The organism is Flavobacterium sp. N2550 (genome assembly GCF_025947265.1).
Taxonomy (GTDB): Bacteria; Bacteroidota; Bacteroidia; order Flavobacteriales; family Flavobacteriaceae; genus Flavobacterium; species Flavobacterium endophyticum.
The window spans coordinates 1,606,005-1,622,706 of sequence record NZ_CP110007.1; the positions used below are offsets into that span (position 1 = coordinate 1,606,005).

A 16,702-nucleotide genomic window follows, 5' to 3' on the forward strand; every position below is an offset into this window, starting at 1 on the left:
TGTTAAATTATATTTTTCAATTTTAAATAATTCCCAATAATATTATGTCAAAAACAGCAATATTAGAAATTGACGGTAACAGACACGAATTTCCAGTAATAGTTGGAACAGAAAACGAAGTTGCTATCGATATCGATAAACTACGCAGCGCAACCGGCGCCATAACTCTTGATCCAGGTTATAAAAATTCAGGATCATGCAAAAGTGAAATTACTTTCCTAGATGGAGAAGAAGGAATCTTGCGCTACAGAGGTTATTCAATCGAAGAATTGGCAGAAAAAGCCGATTTCCTTGAAGTTTCTTACCTTCTTATTTTCGGCGAATTGCCAACAGCAAAACAATTAGAGCAATTCGAGACTGATATCAGAAAATACACTTTGGTGAACGAAGAAATGAAAAATATCATTGACGGCTTTCCAAAAAACGCACACCCAATGGGAGTTTTGTCTTGCTTGACCAGTGCGCTTACAGCTTTTAACCCGAAATCTGTAAATGTTGAAAATGAAAAAGACATGTACGAGGCCGTTTGCAAAACCATGGGTAAATTCCTTGTAATTGCAACTTGGACATACAGAAAAAGCATGGGCTTCCCATTAAACTATTATGACAACACTAAAGGATATGTTGAAAACTTCATGCGTTTGATGTTTGAATTGCCAACAGGACCTTATACTGCTAATCCGACAATTGTTGCGGCTTTAGATAAATTGTTTATCCTTCACGCTGACCACGAGCAAAACTGTTCAACTTCAACAGTAAGAATGGTGGGTTCTTCTCATGCAGGATTGTTTGCTTCTATTTCAGCTGGAGTTTCGGCTCTTTGGGGACCACTTCACGGTGGTGCTAACCAAGCAGTTTTGGAAATGCTAGAAGAAATCCAAAAAAATGGTGGCGATGCTGATAAATATTTGGAAAAAGCAAAAGACAAAAACGATCCTTTCCGTTTGATGGGCTTCGGACATAGAGTGTATAAAAACTTTGATCCAAGAGCAAAAATCATCAAAAAAGCAGCTGATGAAGTGCTTGCTACTTTAGGTGTTAACGACCCAATTTTGAACATCGCTAAGAAATTAGAAGAAGCGGCATTAGTTGACGAATACTTCGTATCAAGAAAATTATATCCAAACGTAGATTTCTATTCTGGAATTATCTACCGTGCTTTAGGAATCCCAACGGATATGTTTACGGTTCTTTTTGCTATCGGACGTCTTCCAGGATGGATTGCGCAATGGAAAGAAATGCGTGTAAACAAAGAGCCAATTGGCCGTCCAAGACAAGTTTATGTGGGAGCTCCATTAAGAGATTTCGTTCCTTTTGAGAAAAGATAATTTTCAAAAAATAGTTTTAAAAAAGCTTCACTTGATTGTGGAGCTTTTTTTTGCTCTAAAATTTTCCCAGCTGATTACGGCAATGACTATAAGAATTCCCTGTAATGGCATCATATAACGCGAAGCATTCACAGGACCTGTGATTAAAATAGCATACGCTATAAAAAGGATAATGTAGCTGTTTCTGAAATTAATCTCTTTTCTTTTTTTCCAAAGGAGCTTGAATATAAGTGCCCATTTTAATAAGGCAATAACAAATAGCGGAATCAATATAATTATAATCCAAAAGTATTTATAATCCAAAAAGTTAGTTGCGGTTTTCTTTAGGCCAGTTGTGCTTAACATATTCAAGAAGCCGCTATTTGGATCGTATTTTTCGACAAGACTCATTAAATCGAATCTACCTGGGTCAATCGTCCCGCGTACTGCTCCGTAAACATGAAAAGCGGTATAGGGAACAAGATTTTCTTTAATAACCTTTTTTCCTTCTAAAGCCAAAAACGCGCTTCCTTCTTTAAAGGCAGGTAGTTTTTCTGCTTCGATATAAATACTTTCTTTCCATGCATCAGCAACTTCAGTGCTTTCCTTTTGAGCTTTAAAAAGATAAAGATTATAATCAATCAGGTTGATATTCTGCATGGACGAAAAATGAAAATAGCCAGTTCTTTCTTTATTAAAGCCCATATAGCCAATCGTAAATAGCAAGGGAATAAGAACAGAAAAACTAAAAGTCCTTGTTTTTATAAAATAAAAGCCAAACAATATAATATTGGCAAACGAAAAAAGATAAAAGGCAGGCTTTAAAAATATCAAGGCTGTAAGAATGAGCTGGATGAGTAACATTTTCTTTGCGTTTAGCGGAGCAATAAGAAGCAAGGCTAGCAAAAGAAGCAACATCATGACAAGAACTTCTGTCATGATCAGATGAGTATAGATAAAAATAGAGGGCGTTAGCAGAATAAATATTGATAATAGTCGGAATGATTTCCCGCCTAATTTTTGAAATAACCTTAAAATCAGATAAATGTTGAAGAACCCTACTAGTGTTTGAAGCAAGATGATAACCAAATCGTTTGAAAATCCAGGGAAAAGAATCAATAGGGGATATAAAAAAGGCCTTTTGGTTAGTAAAGTGCCTTTGGCAAAATCGGAGGTGGGAGAAAAATATTCTCCGCTTTTTAAAAGTTCTGCTGTTGTGAAATAATCATCAGAATCAGGTAGTCGAAAATCTCCTTGCGCAATCCTGAGCCCTAAAAAAACAAGCATAAAAAAACTCAGCAACAAAAAATATTTCTTGAATTCAGATTCGGCTGGGTTGTTGAAAAAAGTCGTCAATCGTGTTTTTTTAAGAGTTTTCAAGCAAACAAACTTACTCAAAATATTGGAAACTAATTTTAGGAAATGTAGATTTGTCAACCATAGGAGTAAGATGAAAAATAAAAAGGCAATTATTATCGGAGGTGGTCCGGCTGGCTTGACTGCTGCGTATGAATTTATTCAAAATACCGATATTCAGCCTATTGTTTTAGAACAAAGTGAGTTTTGGGGAGGGATTTCCAGAACCGTCAACTACAAAGGAAATCGTATTGATATTGGAGGACATCGCTTTTTCTCAAAATCAGACGTCATTATGGATTGGTGGTGCAAGATTTTGCCCATTTTATCAGAAGAAAAGACAATCAAGATTTCCTATCAGAATAAATCAAAAGAATTAAATACGATTGATTTTCCTTCTGAAGGTAAGAATCTTGATAACGTAATGCTGGTACGCAGTCGTAAATCAAGAATATATTATCAAAAACAATTCTTTGACTATCCGATTTCGCTTACGCCAGAAACCGTTTTGAAACTGGGACTTTTTAATACGTTCTTGATTGGAATGAGCTATCTTAAAAGTGTTGCGTTTCCAATCAAAGATGAAAAGAATCTAGAAGATTTCTTTATCAATCGATTTGGTAAAAAACTATATAAGACATTTTTTAAAGATTATACGGAGAAAGTCTGGGGCATAAAATGCACAGAAATCAGTTCGGAATGGGGAGCGCAAAGAATCAAGGGACTTTCGATCAGGAAATCGGTTGCTCATTTCTTGAATAAAAAGTTCTCCAAAAAAAAAGACAAGAATATCAGTCAAAAAGATACCGAAACGTCTTTGATTGAATATTTCCTGTATCCTAAATTCGGTCCAGGACAGATGTGGGAAGAAGTGGCCCGAAAAGTTGTTGAAAACAAAGGCGAACTTCACCAGAATTTGAAAGTTCTTAAAATTGAAACGCAAGGCGATAAGATAGTATCTGTTACAGCACAAAACCAACTGACCAAAGAAGAAGTTGTCTTTGAAGGAGATTATTTTATTTCAACAATGCCTGTTCAGGAGCTCATTGCTTCTCTTGAAACTGAAGTTCCGCAAAATGTCAATGAAATTGCTGAAGGACTGGTATATCGTGATTTTATAACGGTTGGACTGCTTCTGAAAAAAATGACGAAAGAGGAAATCACAGACAATTGGATTTACATTCAAGAACCATATGTGAAAGTAGGAAGATTGCAGATTTTTAATAATTGGAGTCCGTTTTTGGTAAAAGACGAAACTACGAAATGGGTCGGACTGGAATATTTCTGCTATGAAGGCGATGATCTTTGGAACAAATCCGAAGATGACATGAAACAACTAGCCATCGACGAAATGGTAGAAATTGGAATGATTCGCCGTCAAGATGTTTTGGATAGCGTAGTCATCAAGATGCCAAAAACCTATCCAGCGTATTTCGGAACGTATGAAAAATTCAATGAAATTATCGATTATACGAACCAATTTGAAAACCTATTTTTGATCGGAAGAAACGGAATGCACAAATACAACAATCAAGATCATTCGATGCTTACCGCTATCCAAGCCGTCCAAAATATAAAAAACGGTGTTTCCAGCAAGGACAATATCTGGGCCATCAATACGGAGCAAGAATATCACGAAGAAAAATAAACTTAACAAATAATAAAAAAGCCTTTTTTATCTTTGTCAAAAGCCAAAAGCTATGTTGCAATTAAATGTAAAAAACGAAACGTCAAGATTAAGAGCAGTAGTGTTGGGCTCTGCCCTAAATAATGGTCCAACGCCGACTGCTGAAGAAGCTTATGATCCAAAATCATTAGAGCATATCCTTGCAGGAACCTATCCTGTAGAAAAAGACATGGTCAATGAAATGGAAGCTTTCAATAAAGTATTTCAAAAATACGACGTAAAAGTATTCCGTCCTGAAATGATTGAAAATTACAATCAGATTTTCACTAGAGATATTGGATTTGTGATTGACGATGTTTTCGTAAAAGCAAACATTCTGCCCGATCGCGAAAGAGAATTAGACGCAATACAATACGTTATACAACAGATCAATCCAGCAAAAGTTGTCCGTCCGCCAGAAGAAGTGCATATCGAAGGCGGTGATGTGATGCTTTGGAACGATTATATTTTTATCGGGACTTATAAAGGAACAGATTATAAAGATTATATTACGGCCCGAACGAATATGCAGGGCGTAAATTACATCAAAGAATTATTTCCGCATAAAAAAGTAAGAGAATTTGATTTAGTAAAGTCAAAAATCGAAGCCAGAGATAATGCTCTGCATTTAGATTGTTGCTTTCAGCCTGTAGGAAAAGACAAAGGAATTATCTATAAAAGCGGTTTCCGACAAGAATCGGACTATATGTTTTTAGTGGAGCTTTTCGGGAAAGACAATCTTTTCCATATTGACAGGGACGAAATGTACAATATGAACTCGAATGTCTTTTCTATTGCAGAAGATGTAGTCGTTTCAGAAAGAAACTTTACAAGATTGAACAATTGGTTGCGTAGCCAAGGATTTACGGTTGAGGAAATTCCATATGCCGAAATTGCAAAACAAGAAGGCTTGCTCAGATGTTCTACCTTGCCATTAATTAGAGATTAATCAGTTTTTAGAATACAGTCTTTGTGTCGATTTTGATATTTCAACTATCAACTATCAATTATCAACTGTAAACTACCAACTATCAACTATAAATTATGAAACAAACGACAAATTCCATTTTGATGATTCGTCCGGTAGCTTTCCGAATGAATGAACAGACAGCGGTAAACAATTATTACCAAAAAGTATTGGATGGATTGCTTCCAGAAACGGTGAACGCAAAGGCGCAACAGGAATTTGATGCTTTTGTAGAAAAACTAAGAGCGGTTGGGGTCAATGTGACGGTTGTTGAAGACATTAAAACTCCAGATACGCCTGATTCTATTTTTCCAAACAACTGGATTTCTTTTCATGAAAATGGCGACGTTGCCTTATATCCGATGTTTGCCGAAAACCGCCGTGAAGAACGTCGCGAAGATATCTTAGATTTATTGGAAGACGAAGGTTACAGAATCGATAATATTGTGGATTATACTTCTGCCGAAGAAGATAATATCTTTCTAGAAGGAACGGGCAGTTTGTTGTTGGATAGAGCGAATGGAAAAGCCTATTGCGCCTTATCTCCAAGAGCCGATGAAGAACTTTTTATTGAATTTTGCGAAGACTTTGATTATGCTCCGGTAATTTTTGAAGCTTTCCAGACAGTCAATGGCGAAAGAAAACTAATCTACCACACCAACGTCATGATGTGTTTGGGCGAGACTTTTGCTGTTATCTGTGCTGATTGCATTGATGATAAAAAAGAAAGAAAAATGGTCTTGGATAACCTAAAAGCAGATGGAAAAGAAATTATCCTGATTACCGAAGACCAAGTCAATAACTTTGCAGGAAACATGCTGGAAGTTAGAGGGAAAGACGATAAGCGATATTTAATCATGAGTGCAGCGGCTTATAAAAGCCTAAAGCCTGTACAGATTGAGAAATTAGAATACCACTGCGAAATTATCAGCTCAAGCCTTGATACCATTGAAGCTTGTGGCGGCGGAAGTGCACGATGCATGATGGCGGAGATATTCCTTCCTAAAGAATAATGACATAGAAAAATAAGCAAAAAGCCCCAAACTTCTCGGGGCTTTTTTATTGAAAAGATATCGTTTTTATAATATTTACTACAGAACTGCTGATGTACTGCACTCCGATTGCTATTACTATAAAACCTATAATTCTTGAGATTGCGACAATGCCAGAAGCTCCTAAGATTCTCGAAAGATAATGAGCGCTTCGCATGACCAAAAAGATAACAATGGCAACTGTAGCTATCGAAAGGCAGACGATAATTTGTTCGTCCAGTAATTTATAATCCTGATATAAGGCGATCAAAAGCGATATCGATCCAGGACCTGCAAGCATCGGGATCGCAAGCGGTGTCAAGGCAATGTCATTTCTATTTTGGGCATCGTTTTCCACTTTTTTATTGACGCCTCTGGTCTTGTTGAACCTTCCGGAAAGCAAGGCAAAGCCGGAGTTCAAAATGATTAATCCTCCAGCAATCCTTAAGGCATCAATACTGATTCCGAAAAAGTTTAGCACATATTGTCCTATAAAAAAGGAGATAATCAGAATTATAAAAACATTGATCGCTGTCCAAAGCGATATCCTGGAGCGCTCTTCTTTGGTGTCTTGCTGAGTCAGTCCCACAAAAATTGGTACGGCTCCTAGAGGATTGATAACTGAAAAAAGTGCAGCGAAAACATAAATGAAAATCTCCATAGTTTTTGTTGTAAAATTAAAATCGGAAATGCTGGATGTAGTAAAGTTATAAATAAATTATCATTATCAAACACCAAGTTATATTTTATACGCATGGCATAGGAAGGAAATTCCATATTCGATATATTTGTAATTCACCATTCTTTTTAAAATGAAGCTCTTAAATAAAATTGTCCTTTTACTGATTTTGTTTTCCATATCGCAAGTTCATTCACAGATATTGGAAGGCCATGTCTATGACATGCAAAATAATGTTTTGCAAGCCGCAACAGTGTATCTCGATGGAACTACTATTTCGACTGTGACAGATGCCGAAGGTTATTTCAAGATTAATGGAAACGGAAATAGTCAGGCTGCTTTGATAATTAGCTATGTCGGATATAAGACGATACGATTGGAGAATCCTTTTCAAAACAAACAGATTCGGGCTTTGATGGAAGAAGAAGCCATCGCCATGGTTGAGGTTGTTCTCGAAAAAGGACCCTTTACCCGAAAAGAGATGTTGAAAGCTTTCAAGGAACAATTTCTTGGAACTACAGAAGCCGGACTTTCGTGCAAAATCCTAAATGAAGACGATATTAATGTGTTTTACGATATCACAACAAATACTTTGAGCGCTACTTCGCATAAACCGATCAAAATAAAAAACGCTTATCTGGGCTATGAAGTTTTCTTCGAATTGGTAGATTTTAATGTTGAATATAGGAAAAGAAGTCTGTCCAGTTTTTCTATTGCGAAAAGCTATTTTGCAGGTTCAACATTTTATAAAGAATTGTCCCAAACTAAAAAGATAAATAAAAGAAGGACACAATCTTATTTGGGATCGACTTCTCATTTTGTAAATACGATAGCGAACGAAAGCTGGGAGAAAGAAAAACTGGCTCTTTTTGTAGACCGATTTAAAGTAGATCCAAAAGAATATTTTAAAGTGAGCGATACTTTGGGCATGAAAAAAGTTACGCTGATCAAAGAGCCCACAAAGAAAACTGCTGTATATAAAAAAGAAGGCACTGCTACTAATTTTGACGGGACGAAAAAAATAGAAGTTTTAAAATACGAAGAAGTTAAAATACCTTTTAATATTATGTATGACGGCAAAAAGCAATCACTTGCTGACTTTATCGAGAAAGTTCTCATGGTAGACAATAACGGGAACTTTCAGCCTTTGTACGGTGTGATGGTTGGAGGATATCTAGGTTCTTTGAAAGTGGGGGACATGCTCCCGATAGATTATTACCAAACCATCAAAGGAACTTATTGATGTTATTGTTTTAATAAAAATAGTGCTTCCGCCCTGAAAATAAGTAAATTTGCATCTATATATTTATCCATGAAAAACAAAAAGACATTAGTATTAGGAGCCTCGTCGAACCCGGCACGCTATTCGTATATGGCAATCAGAAGCCTAACTGGAAAAGGACATTCTGTAGTTGCGATAGGCTTGAAAGAAGAAGAAGTTTTGGGCGTAAAAATCCAGACCAAACAAATTCCGTTTACAAATATTGATACGGTTACTTTATACCTAAACCCGCAACGCCAAAGAGATTATTATAATTATATCATTTCCTTGTCTCCCAAAAGAGTAATCTTTAATCCTGGTACGGAAAATCCAGAATTTTACCAGCTTTTAAAAGTAAATAACATCAAAGTCGAAGTTGCCTGTACTTTAGTACTGCTTTCAACGAATCAGTTTTAAGAATACGAAATGGCTTGGATATCCCAAGTCATTTTTATTTTGAAAAAGAAGACTAAAATCGTGTTTCCTTCGTAGCCTTTTTGCTGATTAAAAGCAATCCTAAAAAGGTCAGGCCGCCGTTAAGGATAATCAGCTCTTCGGCAAATTGGTAATTTCCAAATAACTCCGTAGAATAAGAACTGATACAGAAAGTAATTGCCGGAGCCAATACGCAGACAATCGGAACAAGTTTGTCATTGACCGTTTTTGTTTTCATAAATAGCCCAAAAGAATACAATCCCAAGAGCGGGCCATATGTGTATGCCGCGACTTTAAAAATCAATCCTACTACTGCATCACTGTTTAAAAGATAGATTACCAAAATCACAAGGAACATCAATAACGAAAATCCAATGTGTACGAAATGCCTAGTTCGCACCATATTCGGGTTCAAAGCATTCTCGGCCTTGTCCATTCCTAAAAAGTCAACGCAGAAAGAAGTCGTCAATGCTGTTAATGCTGAATCTGTCGTTGCAAAAGTAGCTGCTGTTAAGCCTAATAAAAATACAATCGACGGAATCAAAGTCAAGTAATTAAAAGCAATTTCAGGGAATAACAAATCCGTTCTTGGCTTTCCAGTCACAGCATCCAAAGGAACACTGATGCCGTTTTTTTCTGCATAGATATAAAGCAACGCACCTACGCTCAAGAAGAAAATATTGATAATCACAAATATTCCTGTAAACGTAAACATGTTTTTTTGAGCCTCACCGATATTTTTACAGCTTAAGTTTTTCTGCATTAAGTCTTGGTCAAGTCCGACCATAGCTATGGTCACAAAAATACCTCCCAAAATCTGCTTCCAGAAATAATTGCTTTTGAGCCAATCTTCGAAGAAAAATACTTTAGAATAATTGCTGTTTTTTACGGCTTCAAATGCTTCAGGAATATTATAATCTAAGCTGTCGCAGATAAAATAAATCGTAAAAATGACAGAAGAAACTAAGAATAAGGTTTGTAAAGTATCAGTAATAATAATCGTTTTTAGGCCGCCGCGATAGGTATAAGCAAAAATCAGCCCAAGCGAAATCAAGACGGTTACCCAAAACGGAACTCCAAAAGCATCAAAAACATAACGTTGTAAAACGATAACCACTAGGTAAAGCCGTGCTGCAGAACCAATCGTACGACTTATCAAAAAAATAGAAGCCGCCGTTTTGTACGAAATATGGCCCAGTCGCTGTTCGATATATCCATAAATCGATGTCAGGTTCATGCGGTAATACAGCGGAAGCAGTACTTTTGCAATCAAGATAAAACCAATCGCATTTCCCAAAACAAACTGAAAATATTTAAATTGGATATCAGGCGAACCGACCTGTCCAGGAACAGAAATAAAAGTCACACCAGACAAGGCTGTCCCAATCATTCCAAAAGCTACAAGATACCATTTCGAATTTTTATTGGCCTTAAAAAAAGCATCATTGCCTGAATCTTTCTTGCTGACCCTATTGGAAATCAATATCAATATCCCGAAATAAATGACGATTATGAGTAGAATGGTAAGTGGCTGCATCAGTCTGAGTTTATTGCAAAGCAAATAAAATTTAATCAAAAATAGCAATTAATCATAGTTTTATTCTAAATTTGATATAAATCAAAAAGAAAATAAATGAAAAAAATCGTTACTGCAGTTGTCCTGTTTTTAGTTTCCTATGCAGGCTTTGCGCAAGAAGAAGCCGTTTCTGACGTCAAGATTGATATGAATTTCAATAAGTCCTTATTCCCAATGGCAGAAGGAAATATGTACATGTCGACAGAACCTGTTGCCTTTATAATGGCTAACCTGATGTCGCAGTCTTATGAAGAAGCAAAAAAAGAAATGCAGGCTATTGGAGAAGACAAAGACCTGACAGAAGTAAAGAAAGGCGAACTGAATGAAAAAGGCAAAAGCATCTTATACCAGACAGCCATGATCAAAAACGATCAAGGAGAAGATTTGGTTATGGAGATTTATGTCGTAAAAGTCGATGAGCAGAATACGATTATGGTTTCTGGCGGTTATGATGTCAAAGCTAAGACGACTTTTAAAGACGAGATAAAAAAAGCGGCGGTATCTGCAAAAGCAGTCAAATAGCTTTTATATAAAAAACAAATAAAAAGCTTCCTGTTGATCAGGAGGCTTTTTTGTTTAAAACAGTTTTTATGCATATTAGGAATCAAGGCGCTGTTTAGTATATTTGCAGTCTATGGAATTTTCTTCAAAACTTTTAGAAAAAGCAGTTTATGAAATCTCTCAATTGCCAGGAATAGGCAAGCGGACTGCATTGCGATTGGTGTTGCATTTGCTAAAACAGCCCAAAGAGCAGACCGGTTTGCTGTCTCAAGCGCTTTTGAACATGCGCGAAGAAATCAAATTCTGTCAAAGCTGCCACAATATTTCCGATGTTGCCATCTGTGAGATATGTTCCAACCAAAACCGTGACCATCAGCTGATTTGCGTCGTTGAAGATATCCGTGATGTCATGGCCATTGAAAACACAGGGCAATTTAGAGGAATTTACCACGTTTTAGGAGGCAAGATTTCCCCTATCGACGGAATCGGACCGAGCCAGCTCAACATTCCAACATTGGTCGAAAAAGTAAAAACAGGAAATATTCGCGAGCTTATTTTTGCCTTAAGCTCGACTATGGAAGGCGATACCACCAATTTTTACATCTACAGGCAGATAAAAGAATGCGATATCGTTACATCTACGATTGCCCGAGGAATTTCAGTAGGTGATGAGCTAGAATATGCTGATGAAGTAACGCTTGGAAGGAGTATCCTGCACCGCGTACCCTTCGAAAATTCATTCAAAAATACGTAGAATTGTTTACCAGATTCTAAATGAAAAACTATATTTGTTTACTAAAAAATTGATAATGAAGAAGGCGCTTCTGTTTCTTTTGATATTGACGGCTGTTATTTTTACCTCTTGCGTCCCTAGCCAAGATTTGATCTACCTTCAGAAAAAAAATGATTCTGAAAGTACTCCTTCCGTAAATCCGGTAATGGCAAAGCCTTATAGAGTACAAACTAACGATATCTTAAGCATCAAAATCAAGGCACTAGACGCCAAATTGGTCGAAATGTTCAATGCTTCGGAGACGAATCTAAATGCTCAAAGTGAACAAAGCTTATACTTCAATGGTTATTCTGTTGACGATCATGGAAACATACGAATTCCCGTTTTAGGAGAAGTAAATGTACTCGGATTTACTCTGGAAGAAATCAGAATTAAGATCGAAAAACAATTGCTGGATGAATACTTTAACAAAGAAGCCAATATTTTTGTGAATGTCAAACTTGCCGGGCTTCGTTATACTGTAAATGGCGAAATTGCGTCACCAGGAACCAAAACCTTATTTCAAGAAAAGGTTAATGTACTTGAAGCCATTGCCAATTCTGGCGACATAACCATGGTCGGAAACAGAAAAGAAGTAACAATCATTCGCCAATACCCGCACGGAACCGAAATGCATACGCTTGACCTGACCGATAGAAACGTGATGAATTCCCCTTACTATTATATACAGCCTAACGATTATATTTATATTAAGCCATTAAAACAAAAATCTTGGGGAACCGGAACGACTGGAATTCAGTCGCTCGGAACCATCATTACCCTAATTTCTTTGGTTACCACAACAATAGTGCTTTTAAATAGATAATCATAACCATGCTTGACCCAAAAGACTTTTCATTTTTTGAGAATCAAAACAATTTCGATTTCAAAGGTTTCTTGATAAAAATATTGAGCTACTGGAAATGGTTTTTGGCAAGCCTTATCGTTTGTTTCGTGATTGCCTATCAGGTGAATGTCCGAAAAGAGAAAATCTACGGAATGGAGAGCCTTATTGCCATTCGTGAAGAAAGCAATCCATTTTTTACCTCAAATACGAGCTTGGTTTTTAACTGGGGCGGTACGTCAGATAAAGTACAGACCATCATAACTACCCTGAAATCGCGTTCCCATAATGAAATCGTCGTGGCCAAATTGGAATATTATATCAAATATTTCAAGCAAGGAAAATACAATATGATTGATGCTTATGGCGAAGCTCCTTTTAAGGTCAATATTGATAAAACCAAAGGACAACTTTCGGGAATTCCTATCAAAATAAAATTTGTAAATGCTTCCGAATACGAACTTTCGCTAGCCTTTGAAAGTGAAAGCGTCAATCTCATCAATTATTATGATGAAAGCAACAGCCAGATTGCCGTTCCGGTAGGAGAATATACCAAGAAATTTAAAGTAGGGCAGCAGGTACAATTGCCATATCTGAACTGGAAACTGCAATTAAAACCCGATGCAAATTCCTATGCAGGAAAAGAATATTTTGTAAGATTTGACAATGTCAATAGCGTTGTCGGCCAATACCAAGGTATCAGCGTAGAGAGCGACAATAAAGGAGGTTCGATATTGAAGCTGGCTATGCAGGGTACAAATAAGGCCCGTATGGTCGATTATCTGAATACAACGGTTGAGGTTTTAAAAAAGAACCAACTCGACAGCAAGAACCAATTTGCCATCAATACGATTGCTTTCATCGACAGTACCTTGATAGAAATGGAGGGCCAGTTGAAAGGTACCGAAGGCCAATTGAAAGATTTTAGAAGAGGAAAAAATGTCCTTGAATTAGAAAACGGAGGCGGAATAATATCTGAAAAACTTACAAGTTTAGACGTTGAAAGAGACGCTATCAATCGTAAGATTTCTTATTATAATACTTTAAAATCGTATCTGAATAACAGTGTCGATTATTCAAAACTGCCAGCTCCAGCTGTTGCCGGAATCGACGATCCAAATATTGTCGGAAACGTTTCAAGGCTGATAGCGCTTTCTATCCAGCGTTCAGAAAAAGCTTATGCGGTAAAGAACGATAGGTTTTTTAGAGACTTTGACAACGAGATGGAGTCTATCAAAAAAGTCCTTTTAGAAAATATTGCATCGGCAAAATCGGTAATCCAGAACGACTTGGCGCTGGTCAATGCCAGAATCGGACAAGCCGAAAGTACTATTAAGCGACTTCCTGAAGATCAGCAGGATTTGCTTAAGATTACGAGAAAATACGATCTAGCCGAAAATATCTTCAATACTTTTCTTGAAAAAAGAAATGAAGCCAACATTGTCAAGGCGGCCAATCTTTCGGATATTCATTTTATTGATTCTGCAAAAGATACTGGCGGCGGACTGATTGGTCCGAAAACCAGCGTAAACTATGTACTGGCTTTGTTTTTAGGATTGATGATTCCTCTGATGATTGTTTTCATCATCACATTTATGGATAACAGCATTCATACGGCTGAAGATATTTCTAGGTTGACAAAAATCCCGCTACTTGGCGTTGTCGGCAAAAAGAAGACGCCTAGCAATCTTGCGGTTCTTGAAAAGCCTAAATCGGCTTTGGCAGAATCTTTTAGGGCTATACGTTCTTCCCTTCAATTTTTGTATAAAAAACAAAACCTTTCGGGTGCAAAAACCTTGATGCTCACTTCGTCTATCAGTGGTGAAGGAAAAACCTTCTGCTCAATCAATATTGCTACTGTTTTTGCCTTGAGCGAAAAAAAGACCGTTATCGTAGGATTGGATTTGAGAAAGCCTAAGATTTTTGGCGATTTCAATCTTGACAATACTTTCGGGGTGGTCAATTATTTGATCGGACAAAAAACAGCAGATGAGATCATCCAAAAAACACAAATTTCATTTTTAGATGTTATTACCTCGGGTCCTATTCCTCCAAATCCAGCAGAATTGATTTTGGGTGATAGCATGAAGGAACTTTTAGATGACCTAAAGAGCCGATACGATTATATTATTTTGGACACGCCGCCTGTCGGTCTAGTTTCTGATGCGTTGGAACTCGCACAATATTGTGATGCCACTTTATATGTTGTCCGCCAAAATGTGACCAAAAAAGGAATGCTTGCTTTGGTAAACGACAAACATAAGAGAGGCGAGCTTAGCAATATCAGCATTATTTTTAATGGCTACGAAAGCAAGGCCAGATATGGTTACGGCTATGGCTATGGCTACGGAGATTACAGCAATGGATATCATGACGAAGAAGAGTCAGGAAATCGTTTAAAAAGAATATCTAAAAAATGGCTGAGAAAATAACAAAAGAGATGGAAAACAGCCTGAAAGACCAGCAATGGCTCTATGAAATAACACCGAAGAGGAAATTAGTTTCCTTTAATTTTAGAGAAGTTTGGCGGTATCGCGACTTGCTGTTGCTGTTTGTCAAAAGAGATATAGTGACGTATTACAAACAAACGATTCTTGGGCCGTTGTGGTTTTTGATCCAGCCGCTATTGACTTCTATAATCCAATTTGTAATTTTCAATAAGATTGCCCAGATTGAGTCGGACGGAATAAACTACTTCCTTTTTGCATTGGCTGGAAACACATTGTGGTTTTATTTTTCTGACTGTTTTAAGTCTACATCAGATACTTTTAAATCCAACCAGAATATTTTTGGCAAGGTTTATTTTCCTAGGGTTATCATGCCGATGTCGGTAACGATATCCAATCTTTTGAAATTCGGAATACAGTTTTTGTTTTTTATTTGCGTGATGTTCTATTTTATCGCGAAAGGAAAAGCAACGCTGCCGAATTGGGAAATCGTTTTTACGCCAATCCTTTTGCTTTTAATGGCATTGATTTCTCTTGGATTTGGAATGATAATTTCTTCTCTTACGACAAAATACAGAGATTTGACTTTTTTGGTGGGTTTCGGAGTACAGCTTTATATGTACTTGACTCCTGTGGTTTATCCGACTTCTTTGGTAGTAAAAAAATTGAAGCCGTATGGTTATGAAAATCTTGTTTATCTAAATCCGCTGACAAGTCTTTTTGAGTTTTTTAAATACTCTTTTTTAGGAAAAGGTGAGTTTACAGCCTTTGGACTTATCTATTCTGTGGTATTTTCAATCGTGATTTTCTTGTTAGGCCTTTTAGTTTTTAATAAGACCGAAAAGAATTTTATTGATACTGTTTAAAAAGAACTCTAAATAAAATAAGAAAGCGGGGACAATTGTCCCCGCTTTCTGCTTGCCAAAATTTGTAATCAAAACATTTAGTTTGCTTTTGGCGTTAAGTTGAATCTCAAATAAAACTCATGTGTTCCATTAGTCACGCTTGCAATTTCATCTCTTAGCGAATGCTCGTAAGCATATCCGAAATCAAGCCAGTTGTTGACTTTTATGGTTGCTAATCCGCTGATAGCTTTGTCGGTTCTGTAAGCAGCACCCAGTTCAAATTGTTTCTTGTAATTCAAAACTCCCGTAATATCTAAAGAAGTAGGAGCTCCGTTTACATAGCGAAGCAATGTCGAAGGCTTCAGCATGAAATTTTCATTCAATTTGATATCATAACCTCCGCTTAAATAAATATGCGGCCTGTCTGAAGCAACTGTTGCAACGCCATCTTTATTTTTAGCACGTTGCGTGCTGAGCATTTTTGGAGAAGAAAGCGAGATGTAATACTTTTCATGCTTTAAATAAGCTCCAATTCCAAAATTTGGATTAAACCTGCTGATATTGACCAATGACGGATCTGGAGACACATTGTAGGTCTGTAATCCATTCACATTTACGTCATAGAAATTTCCTCCTGCTTTTACTCCCAAATAAAGATCAAGGGTTTCGTTCATAGGAATCAAATAAGAGAAGTCTGCAAAAACCGAAGTTTGCTTTTCTACGAATGTTTTGTCGTTTATCACAGAAAGTCCAATACCTAATCTTTTTCCGGTAGGCGTTCCGAAAGAAACAGCCTGAGTTTCGGGAGCATCTTTTACTCCGGCCCATTGGCTCTTGAAACTGCTTGAGATTATGGATTCACCATCAGCCCCTGCATAAGCAGGGTTGATGATGTTCATGTTATTTCTGTAGATTGTAAAGTTGGTTTCCTGTTGTCCGTACGCGAAAGCGGCAAAGAAAAATAACAGTACAGCGTTTAATTTATATAATGTTTTCATAATGATTGTCATTTTTA

15 protein-coding genes are annotated in these 16,702 nt (G+C 36.9%); 11 read left to right on the plus strand and 4 right to left on the minus strand.

Translation table 11 applies throughout. The annotated features are described in order from the left end of the window. Positions 1-44 precede the first annotated feature (44 nt). Positions 45-1,328 carry a citrate synthase gene (locus tag OLM56_RS07000; protein ID WP_121376804.1) on the plus strand — a complete coding sequence of 428 codons (1,284 nt, stop codon included), beginning with the start codon at positions 45-47 and terminating at the stop codon, positions 1,326-1,328. A 27-nt stretch (positions 1,329-1,355) separates the two neighbouring features. On the opposite strand, the gene OLM56_RS07005 is transcribed toward OLM56_RS07000, so the two are convergent. Then, entirely contained in the window at positions 1,356-2,687 is a 1,332-nt protein-coding gene (locus OLM56_RS07005; protein WP_264528780.1) for a hypothetical protein, read from the minus strand. A gap of 70 nt (positions 2,688-2,757) precedes the next feature. Between OLM56_RS07005 and OLM56_RS07010 the strand changes: the two genes are divergently transcribed. The 3 genes from OLM56_RS07010 (at position 2,758) to ctlX (ending at position 6,309) form a co-directional block, all read left to right on the plus strand. Next, positions 2,758-4,311, plus strand: a complete 1,554-nt coding sequence (locus OLM56_RS07010) for an NAD(P)/FAD-dependent oxidoreductase (RefSeq protein WP_264528781.1) — start codon at positions 2,758-2,760, stop codon at positions 4,309-4,311. Between the two features lie 52 nt (positions 4,312-4,363). Next, the gene (locus tag OLM56_RS07015; protein ID WP_264528782.1) at positions 4,364-5,278 is read left to right on the plus strand and encodes a dimethylarginine dimethylaminohydrolase family protein; all 915 of its coding nucleotides are present in this window, start codon (positions 4,364-4,366) and stop codon (positions 5,276-5,278) included. 95 nt (positions 5,279-5,373) lie between these two features. Further along, complete coding sequence (gene ctlX, locus OLM56_RS07020; RefSeq protein ID WP_264528783.1) at positions 5,374-6,309, plus strand: citrulline utilization hydrolase CtlX; 936 nt, start codon at positions 5,374-5,376, stop codon at positions 6,307-6,309. Between the two features lie 46 nt (positions 6,310-6,355). Here ctlX and OLM56_RS07025 read toward each other — a convergent pair whose 3' ends face one another. After that, entirely contained in the window at positions 6,356-6,988 is a 633-nt protein-coding gene (locus OLM56_RS07025; RefSeq protein ID WP_121376799.1) for a MarC family NAAT transporter, read from the minus strand. 151 nt (positions 6,989-7,139) lie between these two features. On the opposite strand from OLM56_RS07025, the gene OLM56_RS07030 reads away from it, so the two are divergent. Next, complete coding sequence (locus OLM56_RS07030; RefSeq protein ID WP_264528784.1) at positions 7,140-8,249, plus strand: carboxypeptidase-like regulatory domain-containing protein; 1,110 nt, start codon at positions 7,140-7,142, stop codon at positions 8,247-8,249. Between the two features lie 69 nt (positions 8,250-8,318). Then, positions 8,319-8,684: a CoA-binding protein gene (locus tag OLM56_RS07035; protein WP_182494158.1), complete on the plus strand. Its 366-nt coding sequence runs from the start codon at positions 8,319-8,321 to the stop codon at positions 8,682-8,684. 52 nt (positions 8,685-8,736) lie between these two features. On the opposite strand, the gene OLM56_RS07040 is transcribed toward OLM56_RS07035, so the two are convergent. Beyond that, complete coding sequence (locus OLM56_RS07040; protein WP_264528785.1) at positions 8,737-10,239, minus strand: sodium:solute symporter; 1,503 nt, start codon at positions 10,237-10,239, stop codon at positions 8,737-8,739. Between the two features lie 96 nt (positions 10,240-10,335). Between OLM56_RS07040 and OLM56_RS07045 the strand changes: the two genes are divergently transcribed. The 5 genes from OLM56_RS07045 to OLM56_RS07065 all read left to right on the plus strand — a co-directional run bounded on the left by OLM56_RS07045 (position 10,336) and on the right by OLM56_RS07065 (position 15,708). Then, positions 10,336-10,800: a hypothetical protein gene (locus OLM56_RS07045; protein ID WP_182494156.1), complete on the plus strand. Its 465-nt coding sequence runs from the start codon at positions 10,336-10,338 to the stop codon at positions 10,798-10,800. 112 nt (positions 10,801-10,912) lie between these two features. Further along, entirely contained in the window at positions 10,913-11,533 is a 621-nt protein-coding gene (gene recR, locus OLM56_RS07050; RefSeq protein WP_264528786.1) for a recombination mediator RecR, read from the plus strand. A 55-nt stretch (positions 11,534-11,588) separates the two neighbouring features. Beyond that, positions 11,589-12,377, plus strand: a complete 789-nt coding sequence (locus OLM56_RS07055) for a polysaccharide biosynthesis/export family protein (protein WP_121376793.1) — start codon at positions 11,589-11,591, stop codon at positions 12,375-12,377. Positions 12,378-12,385: 8 nt separating this feature from the next. Continuing rightward, a complete protein-coding gene (locus tag OLM56_RS07060; RefSeq protein ID WP_182494154.1) occupies positions 12,386-14,827 on the plus strand; it encodes a polysaccharide biosynthesis tyrosine autokinase in 2,442 nt (813 codons plus the stop codon). Further along, a complete protein-coding gene (locus OLM56_RS07065) occupies positions 14,812-15,708 on the plus strand; it encodes an ABC transporter permease (RefSeq protein ID WP_245982556.1) in 897 nt (298 codons plus the stop codon). The genes OLM56_RS07060 and OLM56_RS07065 overlap by 16 nt, the downstream gene beginning before the upstream one ends. A gap of 77 nt (positions 15,709-15,785) precedes the next feature. Here OLM56_RS07065 and OLM56_RS07070 read toward each other — a convergent pair whose 3' ends face one another. Then, positions 15,786-16,685: a type IX secretion system membrane protein PorP/SprF gene (locus OLM56_RS07070; RefSeq protein WP_264528787.1), complete on the minus strand. Its 900-nt coding sequence runs from the start codon at positions 16,683-16,685 to the stop codon at positions 15,786-15,788. Positions 16,686-16,702 lie beyond the last annotated feature (17 nt).